Raw genomic sequence first — 25,306 nt, 5'->3', positions numbered from 1 at the left:
ACAATTTCACGACGTGCGACCCCTCGTAACGTCAGAACGCGGGCCGAATGGATCTCCACAGCCAAGCTCATCATCTCGGAATCCTGACAGAATTCTACGACGGTCAGGGGAATCGCCGCGTTACCGAGGAGGCGGCACTCAAGATCATCGTTGAGGCCTTCCCAAGGCCCACGCCGCATCGGCTGCTCAGCAGCGCGATCGTGATTCGGCCCGCGCAACCGGCACGCAGCCGGTTGAGCGACGAGGCCAAGCTGCCGGTCAAATGGACCGTCAAGAGCGGCGATGTCGAGGTTGCCAAAGGTGAAACACGCGAGGTCTTCATCGAGTGGCCGGGCGATCTGCCCGCCGGCAGCTACCGGCTCGAGCTGTTGGATGCGTCGTCATGCCGCGAGGAGCTGCCGCTGCTGGTCGCGCCCGACAAGGCCTATTCGGGCGATTTTGATCGCGTCTGGCTGCTGGCGGTTCAGCTCTACGGCATCAAGTCGCGGCGCAACTGGGGCATGGGCGATTTCACCGACCTCGCTAATCTGATCGAGGCCTGCGCGAAGCTCGGCGCTGATGGCGTCGGCCTCAATCCGCTGCATGCGCTGTTCGACGACCGGCCCGGCGATTTCAGCCCCTATGCGCCGAACAGCCGGCTGTTCCTCAATGCGCTCTACGTCGATGTCGAGCAGGCGCCCGGTTTTGCCAACGGGCCGGACAGCAAGGCATTGGAGCCGCTACGGCAGGCCGATCTGGTCGATTACAAGGGCGTCGCGGCGTTGAAATGGCCAGCGCTGCGCGCCGCCTTCGATGCATTCATGGCGGCTCCCGATGCCGCCGACGTGGCGGAGTTCAAGGCCTACCGCGCCGAGCGCGGCGACCTCCTGGTGCGTTTCACCTGCTTCGAGGTGCTGCGGCATCGCTTCCAGAAGCCGTGGTGGGATTGGCCTGAGGAATGGCGTCAGCCCGATGCGGCGCGTTGCGCGGCGCTGCTCAGCGGCCCGGACAGCCGCGAGGCGGATTTCGTCGCCTATGTGCAATGGATCGCCGAGCGGCAGCTGCGCCACTGCAAGGATCTCGCCCATCGGCTGGGCATGAAGGTTGGCCTGTATCTCGATGTCGCGGTCGGCGTCCAATCCGATGGCTTCGATGCCTGGAACGAGCAGGGTGCGATTTCGCGCACGCTGTCGGTCGGCGCGCCGCCTGATCCGCTGAATACGGTCGGGCAGAACTGGGGCCTGGCCGGCTTCAATGCACCCGGGCTGGAGCTGAAGAATTTCGAGCCGTTCCGCGAGATGATCAGGGCCTCGATGCGCCATGCCGGTGCCATCCGGCTCGACCATGTGCTCGGGCTGAAGCGGCTCTATCTGGTGCCGCATGGCTTTCCGGCCAAGCAGGGCGCGTATGTCCAGATGCCGTTCGATGCGCTGCTCGCGGCCACCGCGATGGAGAGCGTCGCCAGCCAGTGCATCGTGATCGGCGAGGATCTCGGCACGGTGCCGGAAGGGTTTCGCGAGCAGATGGCTGATTGGGGCCTGTGGTCCTACAAGGTCATGATCTTCGAGCGCGACGACAACGGGCGCTTCCGCGACGTCGACTTCTATCCGCCGAACGCGCTGGTGACGCTGAACACGCACGACCTCTCGACCTATGCCGGCTGGCGCTCGTTCGGCGACCTCAAGACCAAGCGTGGATTGGATATCGATCCCGGCGAGAGCGACCAGGATCGCTGGCAGGCCCTCGGGCTGTGGGACGAGGTGTTGCGCCACAACGGCATCCAGAGCAACGACGTCCATTCGGCGATCAGCTTCCTGTCCAGGACGCGATCGCGCCTGCTGGTGATCTCGCTGGAGGATCTGCTCGGCATCGTCGATCAGCCCAACATCCCCGGTACCATCGACGAACATCCGAACTGGCGCCGCAAGATGCCGGTCAATATCGAGGACATCACGACCGCGACCGACGTCGATGCACTCAAGGTCGCAACCGCCGAACGGATCAGCCCGGCCGGCGTTTGATCTGTGGGGAACGGGTAGGGGGCATTTGCACACGGATGTGGAATGTCCTGCAGGATCGAAGACTACGCGCTGATTGGTGATTGCGAGACGGCGGCGCTGGTCAGCCGCAACGGGTCGATCGACTGGCTATGCTGGCCGGCGTTCGATTCCGATGCCTGCTTTGCAGCGCTGCTCGGCGATCACAGCAATGGCCGCTGGCTGATCGAGCCGCGCGACGAGGTCAGGTCGCGTTCGCGGCGTTATCGGGGTGACAGCCTGATCCTCGAGACCCGGTTCGAGACCGCGACCGGCACGGTCGAGCTGATCGACTTCATGCCGCCGCGCGGCAAGGCCTCCGACGTCGTGCGCCTGGTGCGCGGCGTGTCGGGCCAGGTCGCCATGCGCATGGACCTGATCATCCGCTTCGGCTTCGGCGTGGAGATCCCCTGGGTGAGGCGCTCCGAGGACCGCTCGGCTTTGCTTGCCGTGTGCGGGCCTGACATGGCTGTGCTGCACACGCCGGTCGCAACGCACGGCGAGGACATGACGACCGTCGCGGAATTCGAGGTCGCGGCTGGCGAGACGGTGCCGTTCGTGCTGACCTACGGCGCGTCGCATCTGCCGGTCCCCAAGGCGATCGATTACGAGCAAGCGCTTCGCGACACCGAGGCGTTCTGGTCGGACTGGTCGGGCCGCTGCACCTATCAGGGCGATCATCGTGATCTCGTGATGCGCTCGCTCGTCACGCTGAAGGCGCTGACCTATGGCCCCACCGGCGGCATCGTCGCCGCTCCGACCACGTCGCTGCCGGAGAAGCTCGGCGGCTGGCGCAACTGGGACTATCGTTTCTGCTGGCTGCGCGACGCAACGTTCACGCTGCTGGCGTTGATGAACTCCGGTTACACCGAGGAAGCGCTGGCGTGGCATAATTGGCTGCTGCGCGCGGCCGCCGGTGCGCCGGCGCACATGCAGATCATGTATGGCATCATGGGCCAGCGCCGGCTGACCGAATGGGAGGCGGAATGGCTGCCGGGCTATGAGGGCTCGCAGCCGGTCCGGATCGGCAATGCCGCCCATGCGCAGCTGCAGCTCGACGTCTATGGCGAACTGATCGACGCCTTCCATCAGGCGCGCATGACCAAGTTGAAACTGAACGACGGCACCTGGGCGCTCGAACGCGCGGTCGTCGATCATCTCACCGATGTGTGGGACCGGCCTGACCACGGCATCTGGGAGCGCCGCGGCGACGGCCGGCACTACGTATTTTCCAAGGTCATGACCTGGGTCGCGTTCGATCGTGCCATCAAGAGCGCGGAGCGCTTCAATCTGGAGGCGCCGCTGGAGCGCTGGCGGCGGCTGCGTGAGACCATCCATCGCGACGTCTGTGAAAAGGGCTACGATCCGGAGATCGGCAGCTTCGTCGAAGCGTATGGATCGCAGATGCTCGATGCGAGCCTGCTGCTGCTGCCAGCGGTGGGCTTCCTGCCGTGCTCCGATCCGCGCATCCGCGGGACCATCGCGGCGATCGAGCAGCATCTCCTGCGCGACGGCTTCGTGCTGCGCCACGATCCGCGCGAAGTATCGTCACAGGAACAGCAGCCGATCGAGGGCGCGTTCCTCGCCTGCACCTTGTGGCTGGCGGATGCCCATGTGCTCTCCGGCAACATCGACAAGGCGGAGACGCTGTTCCAGCGCGTGGTCGGCATCGCCAACGATGTCGGATTGCTCGCTGAGGAATACGACATCGATACGCGCAGGCAGACCGGCAACTTCCCGCAGGCGCTGACGCATATTGCGCTGATCAACACGGCGCAGAATCTGAGCTGCGCCAAGAAGACGAGCGACAAGCCGGCCAAGCAGCGGTCGGACGCCTGAGCTTTGCGCGCTAGCCCTGCGCGTTTTCGGCCAGGATCATCTCCATGGCGTTGGCGAAGCCTTCGTCATGGTTGGAGGTCGTGACGCGCCTGGCCTTGCTCTTCACGTCGTCGGTGGCGTTGCCCATCGCAATCGACAGGCCGCTCACCTCGAACATCGCGACGTCGTTATGCATGTCTCCGATGGTCGCGACCTGGTCGAGCGGGATGCCGAGCCGCTCGGCCATCGCGGTGACGAAGGTGCCCTTGTTGCGGCCGGGCGGCGTGATGTCGAGATAGTAGCTCTGCGAGCGCACGGCGGTCGCCTCATTGCCCAGCAGCTCGCGCATCTCGCCTTCGCAGCGGGCGAGCAGATCGAAGTCGCGGCTGGCGCCGACGATCTTGCAGGCGCTCGACAGATAGGGCGCGAAATCGCCGATGATGGTGGGATCGGCGCGGATCGCACGCTGCTCGTTCGGCACGTAGTCGCCATGGGGATTGCGCGTCAGCCAGGCGTCGGCGGTGAACACCCAGATGTCGATTCCGCGCTGATGGAGAAGGTCGACGGAGCGCTGGGCCGCATCCGCCGGAATCAGGCTCTGCTCCAGTGGCCGCATGTCGGGACTGACGATGGAGCTGCCGTTGAATGGACCGACGGGCAGGTCGATCTGCAGCGGCGCAATCAGGAAGCCCATGCCGATCGCCGGGCGGCTTGAGGTAATGGTGAAGGCGATCCCGGCCTCGCGCAGCGCGCGGGCGGCCTTCGCCGCGCGCTCGGTCAGAACCTTGTCCTTGGTCAGCAGCGTGCCGTCGACGTCGGACACGACGAGAGCGATGCGGGTCATGGAGTCGTTCCATTCGCGGTCAGGTACGGCCCTGACCGATTGCAAGCTGTTGCAGGATGTCGTCGACGATGCGCTCGACCGGCGCGTCGACCGAGACCGTGATAGGATGCTCGTCGGCGCCAGGTGGTTCCAGGGTGGCGAACTGGCTGTCGAGCAGCCCGGTCGGCATGAAGTGGCCCTTGCGGTGGCCCATCCGGTCGCCGATCAGCTCACGGTCGCCTTCGAGATAGACCAGGCGGACGTCGCGGGGATCACCGACCAGGATCTTGCGGTACGCCTTCTTGAGCGCGGAGCAGGCGATGATGATGCGCTCGCCCTTGGCACGGCAGCGCGCGATCTCGTCGGCGATCGCCTGCAGCCAGGGCCAGCGGTCCTCGTCCGTGAGCGGCTGGCCCGCGCTCATCTTGGCGACGTTGGCGGGCGGATGAAAGCTGTCGCCATCCTCGAACCGCCAGCCGAGACGCCGTCCCAAGGCCTCCCCGACCGTGCTCTTGCCCGAGCTCGAAACGCCCATGACGATCAGCGCGTGCGGGAGCTTCGCCGGCGTCTCCGGCCACGCCGCGTCGTCGATGATAAATGTCGTCCTATCGTTCGACCGCGCGCGATTGGCGGGCAGGTCCTCGCCCGCCAGCACCCGCGTCAGGATCGGCCGCTTATCGGCGCCGCCGGCCTCGAACAGCATGGTGCGGCAGGACGCGAGCACAGGCAGCGTCAGGCTGACCCGCGGCACGAACGGGGCGACGTGCGCCTTATCAACGCCGACCACCCAGCGATCCCCGACATCGATGGCCGGGTAGCCTGGAAACAGCGAGGCAACGTGGCCATCGGGGCCGATGCCGAGCAGCACGAGGTCGAACAGCGGCCGCGCAGGGTCGAGCGCGTCGGCGCCGTAGAACGCCATCAGCTCGCGCGCATAGGCGTCCGCGCTGCTCTCGGGCGAGTTGGTCTCCGTCGGGATGGGGTGAATGTTGTCCGCGGGCGCGCAGGCATCGAGGAAGGCATGACGCGCCATCGTCATGTTGTGCAGCGGATCGCCCGGCGGCACGAAACGCTCGTCGCCGATGAACCAGTGTATGCGCGGCCATGGAATGCGGTCGCGATAGGCGTCCGTCGCCAAGAGCTCATAGAGCTGCTTCGGACTGGAGCCGCCGGTGAGGCAGATGGCGATGCGGCCGGAATTGGCCGCGATCCGCGCGAGCAGGAGATCGGCGGCCGGCTGCGCCATTGCCGCCTTGTCAGCGACGCGCACCAGCTCGGGAGACGGCGTGCCCATCACGTCAGGACAGCTTGCGCCAGCTGCGGCCGTCGCGCGCCAGCAGGTCGGCAGCGGCCTTGGGGCCTTCGCTGCCAGCTTGATAGGTATGCAGGCCGTCGCGGCCGGCCTTCTTCCAGGCCTCGATGAACGGCTCGACCGCTTTCCAGCCGGCCTCGACGCTATCGGCGCGCTGGAACAGGATGTTGTCGCCGATCATGCAGTCGTAGATCAGGGTCTCATAGCCGGTCGCCGGCTCCGCCTGGAAATAGTCCTTGTAGTTGAACTTCATCTGCACGCCGTCGGTGCGGATCGTCGGCCCGGGGATCTTGGTGTTGAATTGCAGGGTGATGCTCTGGGTCGGCTCGATGCCGATGACCAGATAGTTCTCCGCCAGCGTATCGATCGGCGTGCAGCTGAACATCGCGAACGGCGCCTGCCGGAACTTGATCGCGACCTCGGTGCGCTTGGCGCCGAGCGCCTTGCCTGTGCGCAGGTAGAACGGCACGCCCGCCCAGCGCCAATTGTCGATCGTCAGCTTGAGCGCCGCATAGGTCTCCGTCGCGCTGTCGGGATTCACATCCTTGGTCTCGCGATAGGCTGTCAGCTCGGTGTCGCCGACCATCCCGGCCTTGTACTGGCCGCGCACGGAATTCAGCAGCGCTTCTTCTTCCGTCAGCGGCTGGATGGCCGAGAGCACTTCGGCCTTCTCCGAGCGCACGGTGTGCGCATCGAACCGCGCCGGCGGCTCCATCGCGACCAGCGAGAGCAGCTGGAACAGATGGTTCGGCACCATGTCGCGCAACGCGCCTGTGGCGTCATAGAAGCTGCCGCGGGTGCCGACGCCGAGCTTCTCCTCGACGGTGATCTGCACGTGATCGATGTGATGCCTGTTCCAGATCGGCTCGAACATGCCGTTGGCAAACCGCAGCACCAGGATGTTCTGCACCGTCTCTTTGCCGAGGTAATGATCGATCCGGTAGATCTGGTGCTCGGTCACCAGCTCCAGCAGCTGGTCGTTGAGCTTCTTGGCCGAGGCGAGATCGGTGCCGAACGGCTTTTCCACCACCAGGCGGCGCCAGGCCTTGCCATCCTCCTTCAGGAGTCCGACGCGACCGAGCTGCTGAGCGATCGGCGCGAAAGCGGCGGGCGGCGTCGCCAGATAGAACAGCCGATTGCCGTGCGTTTCCCGCGCGGCTTCCAATTTCTCAAGCCGCTCTTTCAGCTCGTCAAAACTGTCCGGCTCCTTTGGATCGGCTTCGATCGCGGTCACACAATGCAGGAGGCGTTGGGCGACCTCGTCCTCGATCGGACGCGTGGCGTATTTGCGCAGGCCTTCCATCAAATTGGTTCGCAACTGCTCGCTCGACATGCCCTTGCGCGCGATGCCGACGATGCAGAACCGATCCGGCAGCAGGTTGCCGGCGGCGAGGTTGTACAGCGACGGCAGCACCAGGCGGTGCGTCAGGTCGCCGGTCACGCCGAAGATCACGAAGGCGCAGGCGTCGGGCTTCTGGTGCGGCGGCTGGTGCGGATGAAGTGGTTTCACGCGCGGTCCGCCTTGTCGTTCTTGGGCTTGACGATCTCGGGGGCGCTCTGACGCGCGGGATCAGGATGCTGCTCGGGCTCCTTGTGGCCGCCAAAGCCTTCGCGCATGGCGGAGAGGATCTTCTCCGCAAAGGTGTGCTCCTGGCGTGAGCGGAAGCGAGCGAACAGCGCCGCCGTCAGGACCTCGGCCGGCACCGCCTCGTCGATCGCGGCATTCACCGTCCATCGTCCTTCGCCGGAGTCCTCGACAAAGCCGGAATATTTCTCCAGGCCCGGCGCGCGTGAGAGCGCGCTGGCAGTGAGATCCAGCAGCCAGGATGGAATGACGCTGCCGCGCCGCCAGACCTCGGCGATGTCGGCAAGGTCGAAATCGAAGCGATGCGCTTCGGGCAGAACGTCGCTGTTGGCGTTGCGCAGGATGTCGAAGCCTTCGGCATAGGCCTGCATCAGGCCGTATTCGATGCCGTTGTGGATCATCTTGACGAAATGGCCGGCGCCGGTCGGGCCGGCATGGATGTAACCCTGCTCGACGCGCGGGTCGCGGCCGTCCCTGCCAGGGGTGCGCGGGATGTCGCCGATGCCCGGCGCCAGCGTCGAGAAGATCGGGTCGAGGCGGTCGACAACCGCCTTGTCGCCGCCGATCATCATGCAATAGCCGCGCTCCAGACCCCAGACGCCCCCGGAGGTGCCGACATCGACATAATGCAGGCCACGCTCACGCAGCGCCTTGCCGCGGCGGACGTCGTCTTGCCAGAAACTGTTGCCGCCATCGATGATGACGTCATCGGACGACATCAGCTTGGTCAGCTGCTCGACGGTGGCTTCGGTGATCTTGCCGGCCGGCAGCATGATCCAGGCATGGCGGGGCGTGGCGAGCTGGCCGACGAACTCTTCAAGGCTTGCTGCTCCGATTGCGCCCTCGGAGACCAGCGCAGCGACGGCTTTCGCGTCACGATCATAGACGACGCATGAATGTCCCGCGCGCATCAGGCGGCGCACGATGTTGCCGCCCATCCGCCCGAGACCGATCATTCCCAACTGCATCGAGGAGACCTTCCTAGCTCAGCGCTTCTGACATGGCGCTGTCGAGCATCTTGAGGCCCGACTTTAGATTGCCCTTGAGATGCACGCGCAGGGCGCGGCGGCCGCGCTCGGTGAGCACGTCGAAATCACCGCGCGCTTGCGCCGCCTTGATGACGCCGAAGCTGGCCTTCTGGCCGGGGATCGGCAGATCCTGCGCATCATCGGCGGTGATCTGGAGGAACACGCCGCTGTCGGGTCCGCCCTTGTAGGCCTGGCCGGTCGAGTGCAGGAAGCGTGGGCCGAACTCGGCGCAGGTCGCGAGATGCTTGGTGTCGCGCAGCTTCACGCGCATCCGCTGGAGCGCGTCCGTATTCGCGTCATTGTGCTCGATATAGCCGAGCAGCGCGATGTAGTCGCCCTCGCCGGCACGGCCGAGATGCGCCTTCAGCCAGGAGGCGAGGGTGCCGTTGGCGCCGTGCTCGCGCAGGCTCTCGGCATTGTGGCTGTCGGTGTAGAGCTCGCAGCCCTTGATGGCGACCACCGGCTCCTCCGCGGGAAGTGCGCCGGTCTCTTCGAATGCTGCGGTGAGCTCGCGGGTCTTGATCTTCGCCGACTCGACGTCGGGCTGATCGAACGGATTGATGCCGAGCACCGCACCGGCGACGGCCGTTGCCATCTCCAGGCGGAAGAACTCCTGCCCGAGCTGATCGATCGAGGCCAACACGATGCGCACCACCGGATGACCGGCCTCTTCGAGTGCGGCAAGCTTCTCGTCGTGACCGTCGACATCGTCACCGTCCACCTTGATGTCGATGAAGAAGCGATCGTGGCCATAGACGTCAGGCGAAGCGACCGGCTCGCCATCGATCGGGATCAGGCCCTTGCCTTCCTTGCCGGTGGATTCGGCGATCAACTGCTCGGCCCAGGCGCCGAAATCGGCGATCTTCGGCGAGGCGAAGATCGTCACCTTGTCGCGGCCGTCCAGGCCGGCGAGGCCCATGGCAAGGCCGAGCTGCACGCCCGAATTCTGCAGCGGCGGCACGTCCGGGCCGCAGGAGCGCACCATCGACAAGGCGTTGGTGATCAGCTTGCGCACGTCGATGCCCGCGGTCGCGGCCGGGACGAGGCCGAACGGCGACAGCACCGAATAACGTCCGCCGATCGTCGGTTCGCCGTGGAAGATGCGCGCAAAGCCTTGCGCCTTGGCTGCCTTCTCCAGCGACGAGCCGGGATCGGTGACGGCAATGAAACGGTGGCCGGCCTTCTTCGGCCCGATCGCTTCGCTGACGCGCGCGAAGAAGTAATCCTTCATCGCGTTCGGCTCGGTGGTGCCGCCGGACTTCGAGGACACGATGAACACCGTGTTGGAGATGTCGATCTTCTTCTCCATCGCCCGGACCTGCGCCGGATCGGTGGAGTCGAGCACGTGCAGCCGGGGGAAGCCGGCCTTGCGCGGGAAGGTCTTGGCGAGCACCTCCGGGCCGAGGCTGGAGCCGCCCATGCCAAGCACGACGGCGTCGGAGAACTTCTGGCCCTTCACGCGCCGGGCATAGTCCTCATAGTCGGCGAGATCGGCCTTGCCGGCGCTGGTCAGCCAGCCCAGCCATTTATGCTCGTCCTTGCCGGTCCAGACCGAGGCATCCTTGTGCCAGAGGCGGCGGATATTGGCCGACTTGCGCCAGTCCTCGGTGGCCGCGGCGACCTTCTTCTCCAGATCAGCAGCAACCGCGATCGACTGCTGCCCGAGCGCTTCGCCGAGCACGACAGCGCGCTTGTGCGCGACCGCCCCATACAGCTTGTCGGCGGCGTCGGCGAATTGCTTGACGCCGTCGATCACGAGATCGGCGGTGATGTCGTCGAGCGAGATCCCGGTCTTGGCCAGGTCCTCGAGCGCGGCCTCGGCCGCTTCCACATTCTCTTCGAGGCTGTCGCGCACCTCGCCATGGTCGCGGAAGGCGTCCAGCGTGGCCGGCGGCACGGTGTTGACGGTGTTAGGGCCGATCAGCTCCTCGACATAGAGGACGTCCCTGTAATCCTTGTTCTTGGTGCCGGTGGAGGCCCACAGCAGCCGCTGCGGCTTGGCGCCCTTGGCGGCCAAGCGCTCCCAGCGGTCGCCGGCGAACAGGCGCTTGTAATCCTGATACGCCATCTTGGCGTTGGCGATCGCGATTTTGCCCTTCAGTGCGGTCAGCCGCTCCTTTTCGGAGGGATCGTTGGCCTGGGCGATCTTCTCGTCGAGTTGCTTGTCGACGACGCTGTCGATGCGGCTGACGAAGAACGAGGCCACGCTCGCGACATGTGAGGGATCGCCGCCATCCGCGACATAGGCTTCGAGGCCGGCGAGATAGGCCTCGGCAACCTGCCGATAGACCTCCTGCGAGAACAGCAGCGTGATGTTGACGCTGATGCCCTTGGAGATCAGGTGCTGGATAGCCGGCAGGCACGCATCGGTGGCCGGCACCTTGATCATCAGATTGCGGCGGTCGACCGCCTTCCAGAGCTGCTCGGCCTCGGCAATCGTCCCCTTGGCGTCCATTGCCAGATAGGGCGAGACCTCCAGGCTGACGAAGCCGTCATTGCCGTCGAATTCGTCATAGACGGGGCGCAGCACGTCGGCGGCGTTCTGGATGTCCTCGACCGCGACCGTCTCGAACAGCTGCGTCGGCGAGCGATCGCCGCTCTTCAGCGCCTTGGCGATCGGCGCGTCGTACTCGTCCGAGCTGCCGATCGCCTTCTCGAAAATGGCCGGATTGGAGGTCACGCCCTTGACACCATCCTCGTCGATCAGCCGCTTCAGGTCGCCCTTGGCGACGAAGCCGCGCGCGAGGAAGTCGAGCCAGACCGCCTGGCCGTGTCGTTCGAGTTTCTTGACGGGGTTCATTGCTGCCTATCTATGTGCTCTGGCTTGCTTTTCTGGGTTCCAGGCAGAACCGGCCTGGCCCGGGACGAACTATGCGTCAGCCGTTCGGATAACGCCATTCATATTGGATTGATCCTGGTGGAATCCCAACAGCTTCGTGACAGTTTTCGAGGTTGTTCGGGAGCGTTGTCGGGGCGTGGACTGCAAGCCCGATCTGACGGCAGGCGAGAAGCCGGCAGATGTGAGCCCAGGACCGCGCCGCGCGATCAACGGCCAGTGAGATCGCGAGGTGATCCGCAGCATCGCCGCCGCCGTAAAGATTCCACGGATCGCCGCAAGCTCGACTTGGCGATTTCAGACTTGGCGATTTCAGACTTGGCGATTTCATTCGGAAGGAAGACGATCGGAGCAGGCCATGCCGACTTCGTCATCTTGCAAAGCCAAAAGCGCCGCACATCTCTTTCGTGAGATGCTTTCGTTTGTGCCAAAGTGCTACGGACGTTCTGGGGCGCTGCCGGTCGCGTCGCGTTTGAGCCGTCGCCCGGAGATGCGAGCGAAGCCGAGTTGCCGACGACGCGATGGGCGTTTGAGCAAGTTCGTCAGTCACGTGCGATGCGCGCGGGGCGCTCCGCATCACGAACACGCCGCATCACGAATGAGTCGTTCCGGCGCTTCGACGTTACGGAGAAGATATTCGTTCATATGCGGTTCACCAGCATCGCCGACACTCGTTCGCACGTGTCGCAGCCCTGGTTCACGCGGCTTCACAACACCTTGTGCGGCGCGGGGAGACTACGGTGCCGGGGTATTGCGGATGTTGCGAAGCAGAGACATTGAGGTACAAATGGAGACGATTGGCGTGGTTTTGCCGAACTATTGAGCGAAGTGCATGTTGATAGGGCATATGCTGCATGCACTTTGCGTTGCGGAAGAGGACCAAGACGGTGCCCAATGAGGGCTAGCGCGCTTCACTCTGAGTCGGTTCGAGATCAGTAGGAACGTACTTAGATCTCGGCCCGTTGCAGCAAGTGCGGCGGAACCTACGTGGAGAGGGATCATGTACAACGATTCGTTGTTCAACGCGTTCGCGAGGTCGTTCGAGGCCCGAAGCCAGACCGACATGTCGATGCAGGAATATCTAGAATCGTGTCGAACCGACCCGATGCGATACGCGAACGCTGCTGAACGACTACTAGCTGCGATCGGCGAGCCTCAGATGATAGACACGGCCAAGGACCCACGCCTTGGCCGTATTTTTTTGAACCGGACGGTTCGCCTGTATCCCGCCTTCGCCGGCTTCTACGGGATGGAAGACACGATCGAGCGCATCGTCGGCTTCTTCCGGCACGCCGCGCAGGGTCTCGAAGAGCGCAAGCAGATCCTCTATCTGCTCGGCCCGGTCGGCGGCGGCAAGTCGTCGCTCGCCGAGCGGCTGAAGCAGTTGATGGAGACCCATCCGATCTACGTGCTCAAGGCCGGCGATGAATTGAGCCCGGTTTTCGAATCCCCGCTCAGCCTGTTCGATCCCGACACGCTGGGCCCGATGCTGGAGGAGAAATACGGCATTCCGCGCCGCCGCCTCACCGGTCTGATGAGCCCGTGGTGCTACAAGCGGCTCGAAGCGTTCGGCGGCGATATCTCGCAATTCCGTGTCGCCAAGATCCAGCCGTCGCGGCTGCGCCAGATCGGCATCGCCAAGACCGAGCCCGGCGACGAGAACAACCAGGACATCTCCTCGCTGGTCGGCAAGGTCGACATCCGCAAGCTCGAGACTTTTGCGCAGAACGATCCCGACGCGTACAGCTATTCGGGCGGCCTCAATCGCGCCAACCAGGGCATTCTCGAATTCGTCGAGATGTTCAAGGCGCCGATCAAGATGCTGCATCCGCTGCTCACGGCGACGCAGGAAGGCAACTATATCGGCACCGAGAATATCGGCGCGATCCCCTACAGCGGCGTGATCCTCGCCCACTCCAACGAAGCGGAGTGGCAGAGCTTCAAGACCAACAAGAACAACGAAGCCTTCATCGACCGCATCTGCGTCATCAAGGTGCCGTACTGCCTGCGCGTGACTGAAGAACGCAAGATCTACGAGAAGCTGATCCAGGGCTCCGAGCTCGCCACCGCGCCCTGCGCGCCGGCGACCTTGGAAACGCTGGCCCGCTTCTCCGTGATGTCGCGGCTGCGCAAGCACGAAAACTCGACCTTGTACGCCAAGATGCGGATCTATGACGGCGAGAGCCTGAAGGAGTCCGATCCGAAGGCGCGCAGCGTGCAGGAATATCGCGACGCCGCCGGCGTCGACGAGGGCATGGACGGAATCTCGACCCGTTTTGCCTTCAAGGTGTTGGCTGCGACCTATAACCACGACACGTCGGAAGTCTCTGCCGATGCCGTTCATCTGATGTACGTGCTGGAGCAGTCGATCAAGCGGGAGCAGTTGCCGGAGGAAATCGAGAAGCGCTATCTCGAATTCATCAAGGCGGACCTCGCACCCCGTTACGCCGAATTCATCGGCCACGAGATCCAGAAAGCCTATCTGGAATCCTATTCCGATTACGGCCAGAACCTGTTCGATCGCTACGTCGATTACGCCGACGCCTGGATCGAGGACCAGGACTTCAAGGATCCCGATACGGGACAGCTGCTCAACCGTGAACTCCTGAACCAGGAGCTGACCAAGATCGAGAAGCCGGCCGGAATTGCCAACCCGAAGGACTTCCGCAACGAGGTTGTCAAGTTCTCGCTGCGCTCGCGGGCCCAGAACGGCGGAAAAAATCCGTCCTGGACCTCCTACGAAAAGATCCGCGAAGTCATCGAAAAGAGGATATTCTCACAGGTCGAAGATCTGCTTCCGGTCATCTCGTTCGGCAGCAAGAAGGACGGCGAGACCGAGAAGAAGCACGACGACTTCGTCGCGCGCATGGTCGAACGCGGCTACACTGAGCGGCAGGTCCGCCGGCTGGTCGAGTGGTACATGCGGGTGAAGCAGGCGGGTTGATCGTGGTCCGGCGCCGGTGTTCACTGCGTGTGTGACAGGCCAACGGTGGATACCGGCGCCAGGACTATGATCTGATGCGGAGCGTTCGACGCAAGTTTCGTTGAAGCGTCGAACAGAAATGATGCGGGTGCCGGGTCGATCTGACGCTGCACCGCGGCATCGCGGCGGGGGAGAGCAGGAGTCGAAGCCGCTGCAGCAGGAGGCGTGTGGAACGTGGTCATGCACATCATTGATCGGCGCCTGAATCCGGGCGGCAAAAGTCTGGAAAACCGCCAGCGATTTTTGCGCCGCGCCAAGGCCCTGGTTCAGGGAGCGGTCAAGAAGACCTCGCAGGACCGCGACATCAAGGACGTGCTGGAAGGCGGCGAGGTGTCGATCCCGCTGGACGGCATGGACGAGCCGCGCTTCCGGCGCGAGGGCGGCACCCGCGACATGGTGCTGCCGGGCAACAAGAAATTCATTGAAGGCGACATCCTGCCGCGCTCCGGCGACGGCAGCGGCCGTAAATCGGGGCCGGGGCAGGGCGACAGCGAGGACGCCTTCCGCTTCGTTCTGAGCAAGGAGGAGTTCGTCAACCTCTTCCTCGACGATCTCGAACTGCCCGATCTCGCCAAGCGCAAATTCGCCGAAGCCGAGAGCGAAGGCCTGGTGCGGGCCGGCTATTCGACGTCGGGCTCTCCGGCCAACATCTCGATCAGCCGGACGGTCACAAGGGCCATGGCTCGCCGTGTTGCCTTGCGTCGGCCACGGCCTGAAGCAATCGCCGAGCTGGAAGCCCAGATTACGGAGGAAACGGACGAGGAGAAGAAGGCCGCGCTGCTGGCCGAGCTCGAAGCCTTGAAGGCCAAGGCCAAGCGCATCCCCTTCATCGATCCCATCGACATCCGCTATCGCCGCTTCGAAGCGGTGCCGAAGCCGATCGCGCAGGCCGTGATGTTCTGCCTGATGGACGTCTCCGGCTCGATGTCCGAGCACATGAAGGATCTCGCCAAGCGATTCTACATGCTGCTCTACGTGTTCCTGACCCGGCGCTACCGCCATGTCGAGATCGTGTTCATCCGCCACACCGACCGCGCCGAGGAGGTCGACGAGCAGACCTTCTTCTATGGCCCGGCCTCGGGCGGCACGCTGGTGTCCAGCGCCCTGCAATGCATGCACGACATCGTCCGCTCGCGCTTCCGCCCCTCGGACTGGAACATCTACGCGGCGCAGGCCTCCGACGGCGACAACGCCACCTCGGACTCCGAGAACGTCGCGCGGCTCTTGACCGACAACATCCTGCCGGTGTCGCAATTCTTCGCCTATCTCGAGGTCGGCGAATCCGGCACCTATTCGTTCGAGATGCCGGATTCCGCGCTGTGGTCGCTGTATGAGCGGCTGCGTGCCAATGGCGAGCCGCTGTCGATGCGCAAGGTGCGCGACCGCAGCGAGATCTTCCCGGTCTTCCACGACCTGTTCCAGCGTCGCGGCACCACGCAGGAGAGGGCGGCATCATGAGCGGATTGCTGTTCGAAGGCGCCGACTGGAATTTCCTCACTCTGCAGCGCATCCACGATGCCTGCGAGACCGTGGCGCAGAAAGAGCTTGGGCTCGACACCTATCCGAACCAGATCGAGGTGATTACCGCCGAGCAGATGCTCGACGCCTATTCCTCGGTCGGCATGCCCTTGTTCTACAAGCACTGGTCGTTCGGCAAGCACTTCGCCTATCACGAGGCCTCCTATCGCAAGGGCCTCATGGGCCTCGCTTATGAGATCGTGATCAATTCCTCGCCGTGTATCTCCTACTTGATGGAGGAGAACACGGCGACGATGCAGACCCTGGTGATCGCGCACGCCGCGTTCGGCCACAACCACTTCTTCAAGAACAACTATCTGTTCAAGCAGTGGACCGACGCCGACGGCATCCTCGATTATCTCGATTTCGCGCGTGGCTATATCGGACAATGCGAGGAGCGGTTCGGCCGGATGGCCGTCGAGCACACGCTCGATGCCGCGCATGCGCTGATGTCGCATGGCGTCGACCGCTATCCCGGCAAGAAGAAGCTCGACTTCCGCGAGGAGGAGAAGCGCGCCGGCAAGCGCAGGCTCTACGAAGAGGAGCAGTTCAACGACCTCTGGCGCACGGTGCCGACGGGCCCCGCCAAGACCAGCGCGGTGCTGAACGTCGAACGCCGGCGCGCTCTGCTCGGCCTGCCGCAGGAGAACCTGCTTTATTTCCTGGAAAAGAGCGCGCCGCGGCTGGCGCCGTGGCAGCGCGAATTGCTGCGCATCGTCCGCCACATCGCGCAGTATTTCTACCCGCAGGGCCAGACCAAGGTCATGAACGAAGGCACGGCGACCTACGTGCACTATCGCATCATGAACCGCCTGCACCAGGACGGCCGCCTCACCGACGGCAATTTCCTGGAATTCCTGCAGTCGCACACCAACGTCGTGTTCCAGCCGGAGTTCGACGACCCGCGCTTCTCGGGCTTCAATCCCTATGCGCTCGGCTTTGCGATGATGCAGGACATCGAGCGCATCGTGAAGGATCCGACCGCGGAGGACCGGGAGTGGTTCCCGGACATCGCCGGCACCGGCGACGAGATGGCGGTGCTGCGCGACGTCTGGGCCAATTTCCGCGACGAGAGCTTCATCAGCCAGTTCCTCAGCCCGGCTCTGATCCGGCAGCTTCGGCTATTCCATCTGCATGACGATCCGGCCGAGCGCGCCGGCATCCTGGTCGACGCCATCCACGACGAGCGCGGCTACCGTCGCATTCGCCGCGAGCTGTCGAAGCAGTACGACGTCGGCTACATCGACCCGAACATCGAGGTCGTCGACGTCGACCTCGCCGGCGACCGCCGCCTGATGCTGCGGCATACGGTGGTGAAGGGCGCCCAGCTCAACGAGATCGACACCAAGCGCGTGCTGCAACACCTCGCCGACCTCTGGAGCTACGACGTCCAGCTGACCGAGGTCGACGCCGCCACCGACAAAGTGCTGAAGGAGTATGTGCTCAATCCCCGGATACAACCGGCGGCCGCGTAGCGCGGCCGCCAAGCCTTAAATGTTCGAGCCTTAAATGTTCGAGCCTTCGATGTCCGAGCCTTCGATCTTCAATCCCTAGATCTCTGCATAGACCTCCAACAGGTTGCCGTCGGGGTCCCTGAAGAACAGGGTCCGGTGGCCAAACGGCTGGTCGGTCGGTGGCTCCATGAGGGCGATGCCCTTGCTGGTCAACTCAGCCGCGCAGCGGTCGACGTCGTCACGGTCCACCTTGAACGCGAGCTGAAGCGAGGCGCTGCCCGCCTGCGTCGGCTGGTCCGCTGCGAGCCGCTTCGGCTGGGCCAGCGCCAGCGTGTTGGGGCCGATCTGGTATTCGATCCAGGCCTGCGACAGCTCGCGCGTGATCGGGAAGCCCAGCACGATCTCATAGAAGTTGCGCATGGCGGGCCAATCGCGGACGAGGATGATCGTATAGTCGATGGCCCGAATGGCGTTGAAGGCGGACTTGATCTCCAGGCTGCTGGTCACGAACGTTCTCCCTGTCTGTGAGGTTCACCCTAACCCATGGAGATGAGGCTGGGGCCAGGACCTTTCCGTCGTCATGGCCGGGCTTGACCCGGCCATCCATCTCTTTGGCGAGTGGATGGATGCCCGGGTCGAGCCCGGGCATGACGAGCTATATTGGCGGCGGCGAGCAAGACCAAACGCCTGGAGACCGACTCAAGCTCGGACGAGATCGGGGCGATGCCAGCCGGCAGGAATCGACGGCAAGTGGCGCAAGCCTGATCGGCCCGCTATGGTGCGCGCGGCGGGCCTAAGCCCAGCCGGTGAAAACGTCGATCGAAGTGGGCGTAAGGCGCGTGGTTGAGGCAAAGGAGACGGTGACGGCGAGCCGGCGGGACCGGTTCATTCCGATACGCAAGTCCGACGTCCTCGACGCCGTGATCTCGCATGGCGGTCTGGATGACGCCCAGGCCAGCGATCTGCGCCAGTTGGCGCACATGCTCGGCGCCATCCTGCACCATGAGTATTTCGACGAGCTTGATCGGCTGCGTGACGCCTATTTCGACTTCGACCCCGAGGTGCCCCTTGGCCGCCATCGCTCGCCGGAAGAGAGCGACACCGCCTACCGAAATCTCACCGACGAATTCGTCCGGGTGCTCGGCGAGGCCAATTTCATCGAGATCCCCCATGATGAGATCGAGCGCGCCTTCTCCGAGCATGCGCTGGTCCGCGTGAAGCTGAAGGCGCCGATCTCCGATTATCGCGCCGTGCGCATGTTCCGGCGGGGCACGCATCAGGAAACGATCGAGGTGCCCGCGCTCTATGGACTGCGGCGGCGCAAGCAGGAGATCGAGGTCTATGACGACATCATTCTGATGGTCGCAACCAAGCCCGACGAGCCTACAAAAAAGAAACGCAAGACCGCCGCTTGGCGCGGCCGCAACAAGATCCGCGGCGGCGCCGTGCTGTTCAAATATTTCCGCCACATCGCGCGCTTCGATCTCGAAGCGTTGCTGCCCAACGTCCGCGTGGTCATGGGCCTGCGCGAGCAGCTGACGTTAGGCGTGCCGGCCCTGGTCGGCGGCGTGCCGATCCTGCTCAAGCTGGCCTCGACACTCACCGTGCTGTTCATCGTCGCCGGCTTCTACCTCGGCCTGAGCGGTACGGTCCACGACAACGACACCGAGCAGGCGCTGGCAGCGCTCTCAGGTCTATTCGCACTCGGCGCCTTCATCCTGAGGCAATGGGGCAACTTTCATCGCCAGTCGCTGATCCATCAGAAGCAGGTCACCGACAACATCTACTTCCGCAACGTCAACAACAACTCCGGCATCTTCAACTATCTGATCGGCGAGGCCGAGGATCAGGACTGGAAGGAGGCCGTGCTGGCCTATGGCGGGCTCTTGCTGGCCTCGGTGCCGCTGTCGCGTGCTGCATTGGGTAGCCATGTCGAGGAGCTCTTGCAGCAGATGTTCGGATTGGTGCGCGCGTTCAATGTCGACGAGGCGCTGATCAGGCTGCGGGAGTTCGGTCTCGTGAGCGGAGATGACGACGCGCTGTCCGCGCTGCCGCTGCGAGAAGCCATCGCGCAGCTCGAGCGCGTCTGGGCGAACGCGCTGCGGTCATGAGATCGGGGCCTCATGGTTCGAGACGCGCCTGCGGCGCTCCTCACCATGAGCCTCCAGCACGGAGCGTGCTGCACCCAGACCATGAGGTCGCTGTCGGGCTCCCATAGCAACCACATGGAGAAGCGGGAACCAATCGACCTCGCCGCGGGCGCGACGGCCGTGACTGCGCCCTCGCCCCTTGTGGGAGAGGGCATGGATGGCAGCGCAACGACCTCGGTCGGGTGAGGGGTCTGCCTCAACGTGTTGCACTCGCGGAGAGAACCCCTCACCCGAACGAGCGTGAGGATCGGCCTTCGCTGCCCTCTCCCACAAGGGGCGAGGGCACTGCATCGCGGAGCGGTGCGGAGGTTGCAGGCTGGTCTGAACGCGATCATCAGACAGAGATCGTCCGGCTCCGAAGCCGGAATGTACATCGACCGTGAGCCGCGTCCTCATGGAGAGGGGTGAGCGTGGGGCTCACTCGGGCTCTATGTTGCTACATGCTCCGCCCTCGTCCTGAGGAGCCCGCCGGAGGCGGGCGTCTCGAAGGGCGGTGAAGGGCAGGCTGTTAACCCGGCACTCTGCTGTCCTATCGCAGGCTCGCATTGATCTTGTCGAGCACGCTTTGCCCCGGGCACAGATCCGCCGCTTCCATCCGGTTCAGCGGCCGCTCCACCGTATTGAGGTGGCTGTGCAGGTCGTCGGCCTCGGGATCGACGTACAACAACCCGGTCACGATCTGGCCCTGTGCGGCGTGCCTCTGCAGGAAGGTCATCGCGCCCAGCCGGTCGTGCGGATCGTAGTCGGCGTCGAGCTTGCGCAGCGCCAGCCGCGAGCCGTCGTGCTGCTCGACGATCTGCACCGTGCCGGGATCCTGGTCGATCTCGATCGGATCGCGCCCGGTCAGCACGTCCAGCCGGTTCACGGCGTCGTTGTGTTCGCGGACATAATCGAAGCTCTTGGTCGAGCCGGCGTGATTGTTGAAGGCGATGCACGGGCTGATGACGTCGATGAACGCCGCCCCCTTGTGCCGGATCGCGCCCTCGATGATCGGCACCAGCTGCTTCTTGTCGCCGGAGAACGAGCGCGCGACATAGGTCGCGCCCAATTGCAGCGCGATGCCGACGAGGTCGATCGGGTTGTCGGTGTTGGTGACGCCCTTCTTCGACTTCGAGCCGCGGTCGGCGGTGGCCGAGAACTGGCCCTTGGTCAGGCCGTAGACGCCGTTATTCTCGACGATATAGGTCATGTTGACGCCGCGCCGGATCGCATGCGCGAACTGGCCGAAGCCGATCGAGGCGGAATCGCCGTCGCCGGAGACGCCGAGATAGATCAGCTCGCGGTTGGCGAGATTGGCGCCGGTCAGCACCGAGGGCATGCGGCCGTGCACGGTGTTGAAGCCGTGCGAATTGCCGAGGAAGTAGTCCGGCGTCTTCGACGAGCAGCCGATGCCGGAGATCTTCGCCACCCGATGCGGCTCGATCGACAGCTCGAAGCAGGCCTCGATGATCGAGGCGGTGATCGAGTCGTGGCCGCAGCCGGCGCACAGGGTCGAGATCTTGCCCTCGTAGTCGCGATGGCTGTAGCCGAGCGCGTTCTTCTTGATCCCGGGATGCTGGAATTTCGGCTTTGCGATGTAGGTCATGAGAGCCTCGCATCAACCGGCGTCGTCATGGCCGGGCTTGACCCGGCCATCCACGTGGGTGCCGGGCGGAGGGACGTGGATGCCCGGGTCAAGCCCGGGCATGACGGAGGAGAGAGTAGGGGCCGCATCATGACACGGCCTTCCGCAGCGGGGTCACCTTGATCTGGTCCTGATGGGTGCCGATCGCCTCGGCGATGAAGCGCGCGGTGATCGGGGTGCCGTCATAATGCAGGATCGGCACGAGGCGCACCGGGTCGATGCCGTTCTCGGTGACGATCAGCTGGCGCAGCTGGGCATCGCGGTTCTGCTCGACCACATAGACGAAGTCGTGCTCGGCCACGAAGCTCGCGACGCTGGAATGGAACGGGAAGGCGCGGATGCGAAGGCGATCCAGCTGGTGGCCGCGGGCCTCCAGCAATTCGATCGCCTCGTCCATCGCCGGCGCGGTCGAGCCGAAATAGATCACGCCGTATTTGGTCGGCTTGGCCGCATTGGCCTGCAACGGACGCGGCACCATGTCCTGCGCCGTCTGGAACTTGCGCAAGAGACGCTGCACGTTGTCGGCATAGACGGCGCCTTCTTCCGAATAGCGCGCGTAGCGGTCACGCGAGGTGCCGCGGGTGAAGTAGGATCCCTCAGTCGGATGCGTGCCGGGAAGGGTGCGGAACGGAATGCCGTCGCCATCGACGTCGAGATAGCGGCCGAAGTCGCGGCCTTCGTCGAGCATCTCGGCCGTCATCACCTTGCCGCGGTCATACTGCTTGGCGTCGTCCCATTTCAGCGGCCGACACAGCCGCTGGTTCATGCCGATGTCCAAATCGAGCATCAGGAAGACGGTGGTCTGCAGCCGCTCGGCGAGATCGAACGAAGCGGCGGCGAATTCGAACGCCTCCGCGGGATCCTCGGGGAACAGCATCACGTGCTTGGTATCACCGTGCGAGGCATAGCCGCAGGCTATCAGATCGCATTGCTGCGTCCGGGTCGGCATGCCCGTGGAGGGGCCGGCGCGCTGCACGTTCATGATCACGGCCGGGATCTCGGCGAAGTAGGAGAGGCCGATGAACTCCGTCATCAGCGAGACGCCGGGCCCCGAGGTCGTGGTGAAGGCGCGGGCGCCGTTCCAGGACGCGCCGACCACCATGCCGATCGAGGCGAGCTCGTCCTCGGCCTGCACGATGGCGTATTTGGCCTGGCCCGTCGCCGGATCATGCCGCAGCTTCTTGCAGTGATTGGTGAACGCCTCGGCCACCGAGGATGACGGCGTGATCGGGTACCAGGCGCACACCGTGGCGCCGCCATAGACGGCGCCGAGCGCGGCGGCATTGTTGCCTTCGAGGAAGATGCGGTCGCCGACCTTGTCCGCCTTCCTGATGCGCAGGCCGATCGGGCATTTCAGGTTCTGCAGCGCCCAGTCGCGGCCGAGATGCAGCGCATGGACGTTGGAGGAGAGCAGCTTCTCCTTGCCCTTGTACTGCTCGCCGATCAATTGCTCGATCAGTTTCGGGTCCATCTCGAGCAGCGCCGAGAGCGCGCCGAGATAGATGATGTTCTTGAACAGCTGGCGCTGGCGCGGGTCCGAGTAGGTCGAGTTGGTGATCGCGGTCAGCGGCACGCCGATGACGTTCACGTCGTCGCGGAACTTGGTCGACGGCATCGGCTTGGTCGAATCGTAGAACAGATAGCCGCCCGGCACGATGCCGGCGACGTCCTTGTCCCAGGTCTGCGGATTCATCGCGACCATCAGGTCGGTGCCGCCGCCGCGCGCGCCGAGATGGCCGGCCTCGGTGACGCGCACCTCGTACCAGGTCGGCAGGCCCTGGATGTTGGACGGGAAGATGTTGCGGGGGCTCACCGGCACGCCGTGGCGGAGCACGGCGCGCGCGAACAGCTCGTTGGCGCTGGCCGAGCCGGAGCCGTTGACGTTGGCGAAGCGGACGACGAAGTCGTTTACGCTGCTGAGCGGCGCTTGCTGGGACATGCGTTACCTGCGTGAGTGGTCTCGATGAAGTACTTCTGCATGTCCCACGCACCGGTGGGGCAGCGTTCGGCGCACAGGCCGCAATGGAGGCAGACGTCCTCGTCCTTCACCATCACGCGTCCGGTCTTGAGATCCGATGACACGTAGAGGTCCTGGTCGGGATGAACAGACGGCGCCCGCAGCCGCGAGCGCAGATCGGCCTCCTCGCCATTCTCGGTGAAGGTGATGCAGTCCATCGGGCAGATGTCGGCGCAGGCGTCGCATTCGATGCACAGCGTGTTGGAGAACACCGTCTGCACGTCGCAGTTCAGGCAGCGATGCGCCTCGCCGAGTGCGAGCTTGACGTCGTAGCCGAGCTCGACCTCGGCGCGGATGTCCTTCAACGCCACCACCTTGTCGCGATGCGGCACCTTGAAGCGCTTGTCGGCCGAGATGTCGTTGTCGTAGCTCCATTCGTGGATGCCCATCTTCTGCGACGAGACATGCACCTCCGGCAGCGGCCGCTCGGTGATGTCCTCGCCGGAGAGAAGACGATGGATCGACAGCGCCGCCTCGTGGCCCTGCGCAACCGCCCAGATGATGTTCTTCGGACCGAACGCGGCATCGCCGCCGAAGAACACCTTTGGATTGGTGGAGACGAACGTTTTCGCATCGACGACCGGCATGTGCCATTTGTCGAACGCGATGCCGCAATCGGCTTCGATCCAGGGGAAGGCATTTTCCTGGCCGACGGCAACCAGCACGTCGTCGCATTCGAACGTCTGATCGGGCTCGCCCGAGGGCACCAGTGAACGCCGGCCCTTGTCGTCATATTCTGCCTTCACCTTCTGGAAAGTGACGCCAGTCAGCTTGCCGTTGTCGTGCGTGAAGGCGACCGGAACCAGATAGTTGAGGATCGGAATGTCCTCATGCAGCGCGTCCTCTTTCTCCCAGGGCGAGGCCTTCATCTCCTCGAAGCCGGAGCGGACGATGACCTTGACGTCCTCGCCGCCGAGGCGGCGTGCGGTGCGGCAGCAGTCCATCGCGGTGTTGCCGCCGCCGAGGACGATCACGCGCTTGCCGATCTTGTCGGTGTGGCCGAACGAGACGCTGGACAGCCAGTCGATGCCGAGATGGATGTTGGCGGCGGCTTCCTTCCGGCCGGGAATGTTCAGCTCGCGGCCGCGTGGCGCGCCGGAGCCGATGAAGACGGCATCATAGTTGTCGGCCAGCAGCGCCTTGAGGCTGTTGACGCGATGGCCGGCCTTGTAGTCGACGCCGAGGCTGAGCACGTAGCCCGTCTCCTCGTCGATCACGCTGTCGGGCAGGCGGAACTTTGGAATCTGCGAGCGCATCATGCCGCCGGGCTTGGGATCGGCGTCGAACACGGTGCAGTGATAGCCGAGCGGCGCGAGATCACGCGCCACCGTCAGCGACGCCGGGCCGCCGCCGACCAGCGCGATGCGCCGGCCGTTTTTCGGCACGGGCCGCGGCATGCGCTGCTGCACGTCGTCCTTGAAATCGGCGGCGACGCGCTTCAGGCGGCAGATCGCGACCGGGCTCTCCTCGACGCGGCCGCGCCGGCAGGCGGGCTCGCAGGGGCGATCGCAGGTGCGTCCGAGAATGCCGGGGAAGACGTTCGACTTCCAATTGATCATGTAGGCGTCGCTATAGCGACCCTCAGCGATCAGGCGAATGTATTCGGGGACCGGCGTGTGTGCGGGACAAGCCCATTGGCAATCGACCACTTTGTGAAAGTAGTCGGGCGCCGAGATATCAGTCGCTCTCATTCCTACCCTGTCCGCGCGGCGAACCACGAGCGCGCGGCCTTCCTGACGTGAGGACGACTGATGATCAGGATCAGCAGAGGATCGGTTGAGGTCCGGAGCAGGCCCTGGTCGTCGCCCTTCTGTTTTTTGAATGGCTCAATTGAATAGTCATATCAGACTAGAGCCATTCCAAGGCGCGCACAAAGGCAAATTTGCAGAGCTGCTGCTCATACACAGTGTGCAATGCCGCATTGCAGTCGCGAAGCCGCCATGTGTTGCGATGCGGGATATGCGGTGAGGATGGCAGACGAGTGACGATGATGGACTGAGGCTAGAGAATAAATGAGTGGAGCACGCGAACCGCCACACACTCTGTCGTCATGCCCGGGCTTGACCCGGGCATCCACGCGCTTCCCAGGATGTTGAACGACGTGGATGGCCGGGACAAGCCCGGCCATGACGCGTGGAGAGAG

General features: G+C 64.2%; 15 protein-coding genes. 6 read left to right on the top strand and 9 right to left on the bottom strand.

What is annotated here, in order from left to right; genetic code table 11:
- The first annotated feature begins 47 nt into the window (after window positions 1-47).
- Together malQ and NLR35_RS13385 are read left to right on the top strand one after the other, a co-directional pair.
- On the top strand, window positions 48-2,000 hold the full coding sequence (malQ, locus tag NLR35_RS13390) for a 4-alpha-glucanotransferase (RefSeq protein ID WP_257167002.1): 1,953 nt from the start codon (window positions 48-50) through the stop codon (window positions 1,998-2,000).
- Window positions 2,001-2,042: 42 nt separating this feature from the next.
- Window positions 2,043-3,854 carry a glycoside hydrolase family 15 protein gene (locus NLR35_RS13385; protein ID WP_257167001.1) on the top strand — a complete coding sequence of 604 codons (1,812 nt, stop codon included), beginning with the start codon at window positions 2,043-2,045 and terminating at the stop codon, window positions 3,852-3,854.
- A 10-nt stretch (window positions 3,855-3,864) separates the two neighbouring features.
- Here the strand turns inward: NLR35_RS13385 and NLR35_RS13380 are convergent, their stop codons facing one another.
- The 5 genes from NLR35_RS13380 to NLR35_RS13360 are packed head-to-tail and all read right to left on the bottom strand — an operon-like array spanning window position 3,865 to window position 11,381.
- The gene (locus tag NLR35_RS13380; protein ID WP_257167000.1) at window positions 3,865-4,677 is read right to left on the bottom strand and encodes an HAD family hydrolase; all 813 of its coding nucleotides are present in this window, start codon (window positions 4,675-4,677) and stop codon (window positions 3,865-3,867) included.
- A gap of 19 nt (window positions 4,678-4,696) precedes the next feature.
- On the bottom strand, window positions 4,697-5,950 hold the full coding sequence (pgl, locus tag NLR35_RS13375) for a 6-phosphogluconolactonase (protein WP_257166999.1): 1,254 nt from the start codon (window positions 5,948-5,950) through the stop codon (window positions 4,697-4,699).
- Window positions 5,951-5,954: 4 nt separating this feature from the next.
- Entirely contained in the window at window positions 5,955-7,478 is a 1,524-nt protein-coding gene (zwf, locus tag NLR35_RS13370) for a glucose-6-phosphate dehydrogenase (protein WP_257166998.1), read from the bottom strand.
- Entirely contained in the window at window positions 7,475-8,521 is a 1,047-nt protein-coding gene (gene gnd, locus NLR35_RS13365; protein ID WP_257166997.1) for a phosphogluconate dehydrogenase (NAD(+)-dependent, decarboxylating), read from the bottom strand. The genes zwf and gnd overlap by 4 nt, the downstream gene beginning before the upstream one ends.
- A gap of 13 nt (window positions 8,522-8,534) precedes the next feature.
- Entirely contained in the window at window positions 8,535-11,381 is a 2,847-nt protein-coding gene (locus NLR35_RS13360; RefSeq protein ID WP_257166996.1) for a bifunctional transaldolase/phosoglucose isomerase, read from the bottom strand.
- Between the two features lie 1,036 nt (window positions 11,382-12,417).
- On the opposite strand from NLR35_RS13360, the gene NLR35_RS13355 reads away from it, so the two are divergent.
- The 3 genes from NLR35_RS13355 (at window position 12,418) to NLR35_RS13345 (ending at window position 17,393) form a co-directional block, all read left to right on the top strand.
- Window positions 12,418-14,361 (top strand): PrkA family serine protein kinase, encoded by a 1,944-nt coding sequence (locus NLR35_RS13355; protein ID WP_006614005.1) that lies wholly within the window; start codon window positions 12,418-12,420, stop codon window positions 14,359-14,361.
- A gap of 219 nt (window positions 14,362-14,580) precedes the next feature.
- Window positions 14,581-15,858 (top strand): YeaH/YhbH family protein, encoded by a 1,278-nt coding sequence (locus NLR35_RS13350; RefSeq protein WP_257166995.1) that lies wholly within the window; start codon window positions 14,581-14,583, stop codon window positions 15,856-15,858.
- A complete protein-coding gene (locus tag NLR35_RS13345; protein ID WP_257166994.1) occupies window positions 15,855-17,393 on the top strand; it encodes a SpoVR family protein in 1,539 nt (512 codons plus the stop codon). The genes NLR35_RS13350 and NLR35_RS13345 overlap by 4 nt, the downstream gene beginning before the upstream one ends.
- A gap of 75 nt (window positions 17,394-17,468) precedes the next feature.
- On the opposite strand, the gene NLR35_RS13340 is transcribed toward NLR35_RS13345, so the two are convergent.
- Window positions 17,469-17,879, bottom strand: a complete 411-nt coding sequence (locus NLR35_RS13340; protein WP_257166993.1) for a VOC family protein — start codon at window positions 17,877-17,879, stop codon at window positions 17,469-17,471.
- 332 nt (window positions 17,880-18,211) lie between these two features.
- Here NLR35_RS13340 and NLR35_RS13335 point away from each other — a divergent pair, with 332 nt between their 5' ends.
- Window positions 18,212-19,483, top strand: coding sequence for a TMEM143 family protein (locus NLR35_RS13335; protein ID WP_257166992.1), 1,272 nt, complete (start codon window positions 18,212-18,214; stop codon window positions 19,481-19,483).
- Between the two features lie 568 nt (window positions 19,484-20,051).
- On the opposite strand, the gene NLR35_RS13330 is transcribed toward NLR35_RS13335, so the two are convergent.
- The 3 genes from NLR35_RS13330 to NLR35_RS13320 all read right to left on the bottom strand — a co-directional run bounded on the left by NLR35_RS13330 (window position 20,052) and on the right by NLR35_RS13320 (window position 24,854).
- Window positions 20,052-21,107, bottom strand: a complete 1,056-nt coding sequence (locus tag NLR35_RS13330) for a 2-oxoacid:ferredoxin oxidoreductase subunit beta (RefSeq protein WP_257166991.1) — start codon at window positions 21,105-21,107, stop codon at window positions 20,052-20,054.
- A 127-nt stretch (window positions 21,108-21,234) separates the two neighbouring features.
- Entirely contained in the window at window positions 21,235-23,085 is a 1,851-nt protein-coding gene (locus NLR35_RS13325; RefSeq protein ID WP_257166990.1) for a 2-oxoacid:acceptor oxidoreductase subunit alpha, read from the bottom strand.
- A complete protein-coding gene (locus NLR35_RS13320) occupies window positions 23,055-24,854 on the bottom strand; it encodes an FAD-dependent oxidoreductase (protein ID WP_257166989.1) in 1,800 nt (599 codons plus the stop codon). Before NLR35_RS13320 ends, NLR35_RS13325 begins: the two co-directional genes overlap by 31 nt.
- Between the last annotated feature and the right edge of the window lie 452 nt (window positions 24,855-25,306).

This window comes from Bradyrhizobium sp. SRS-191, from assembly GCF_024586915.1.
Lineage (GTDB): Bacteria > Pseudomonadota > Alphaproteobacteria > Rhizobiales > Xanthobacteraceae > Bradyrhizobium.
The sequence above is the reverse complement of the archived record's forward strand: the minus strand, read 5'-3'. Positions and strand labels throughout refer to the sequence as shown.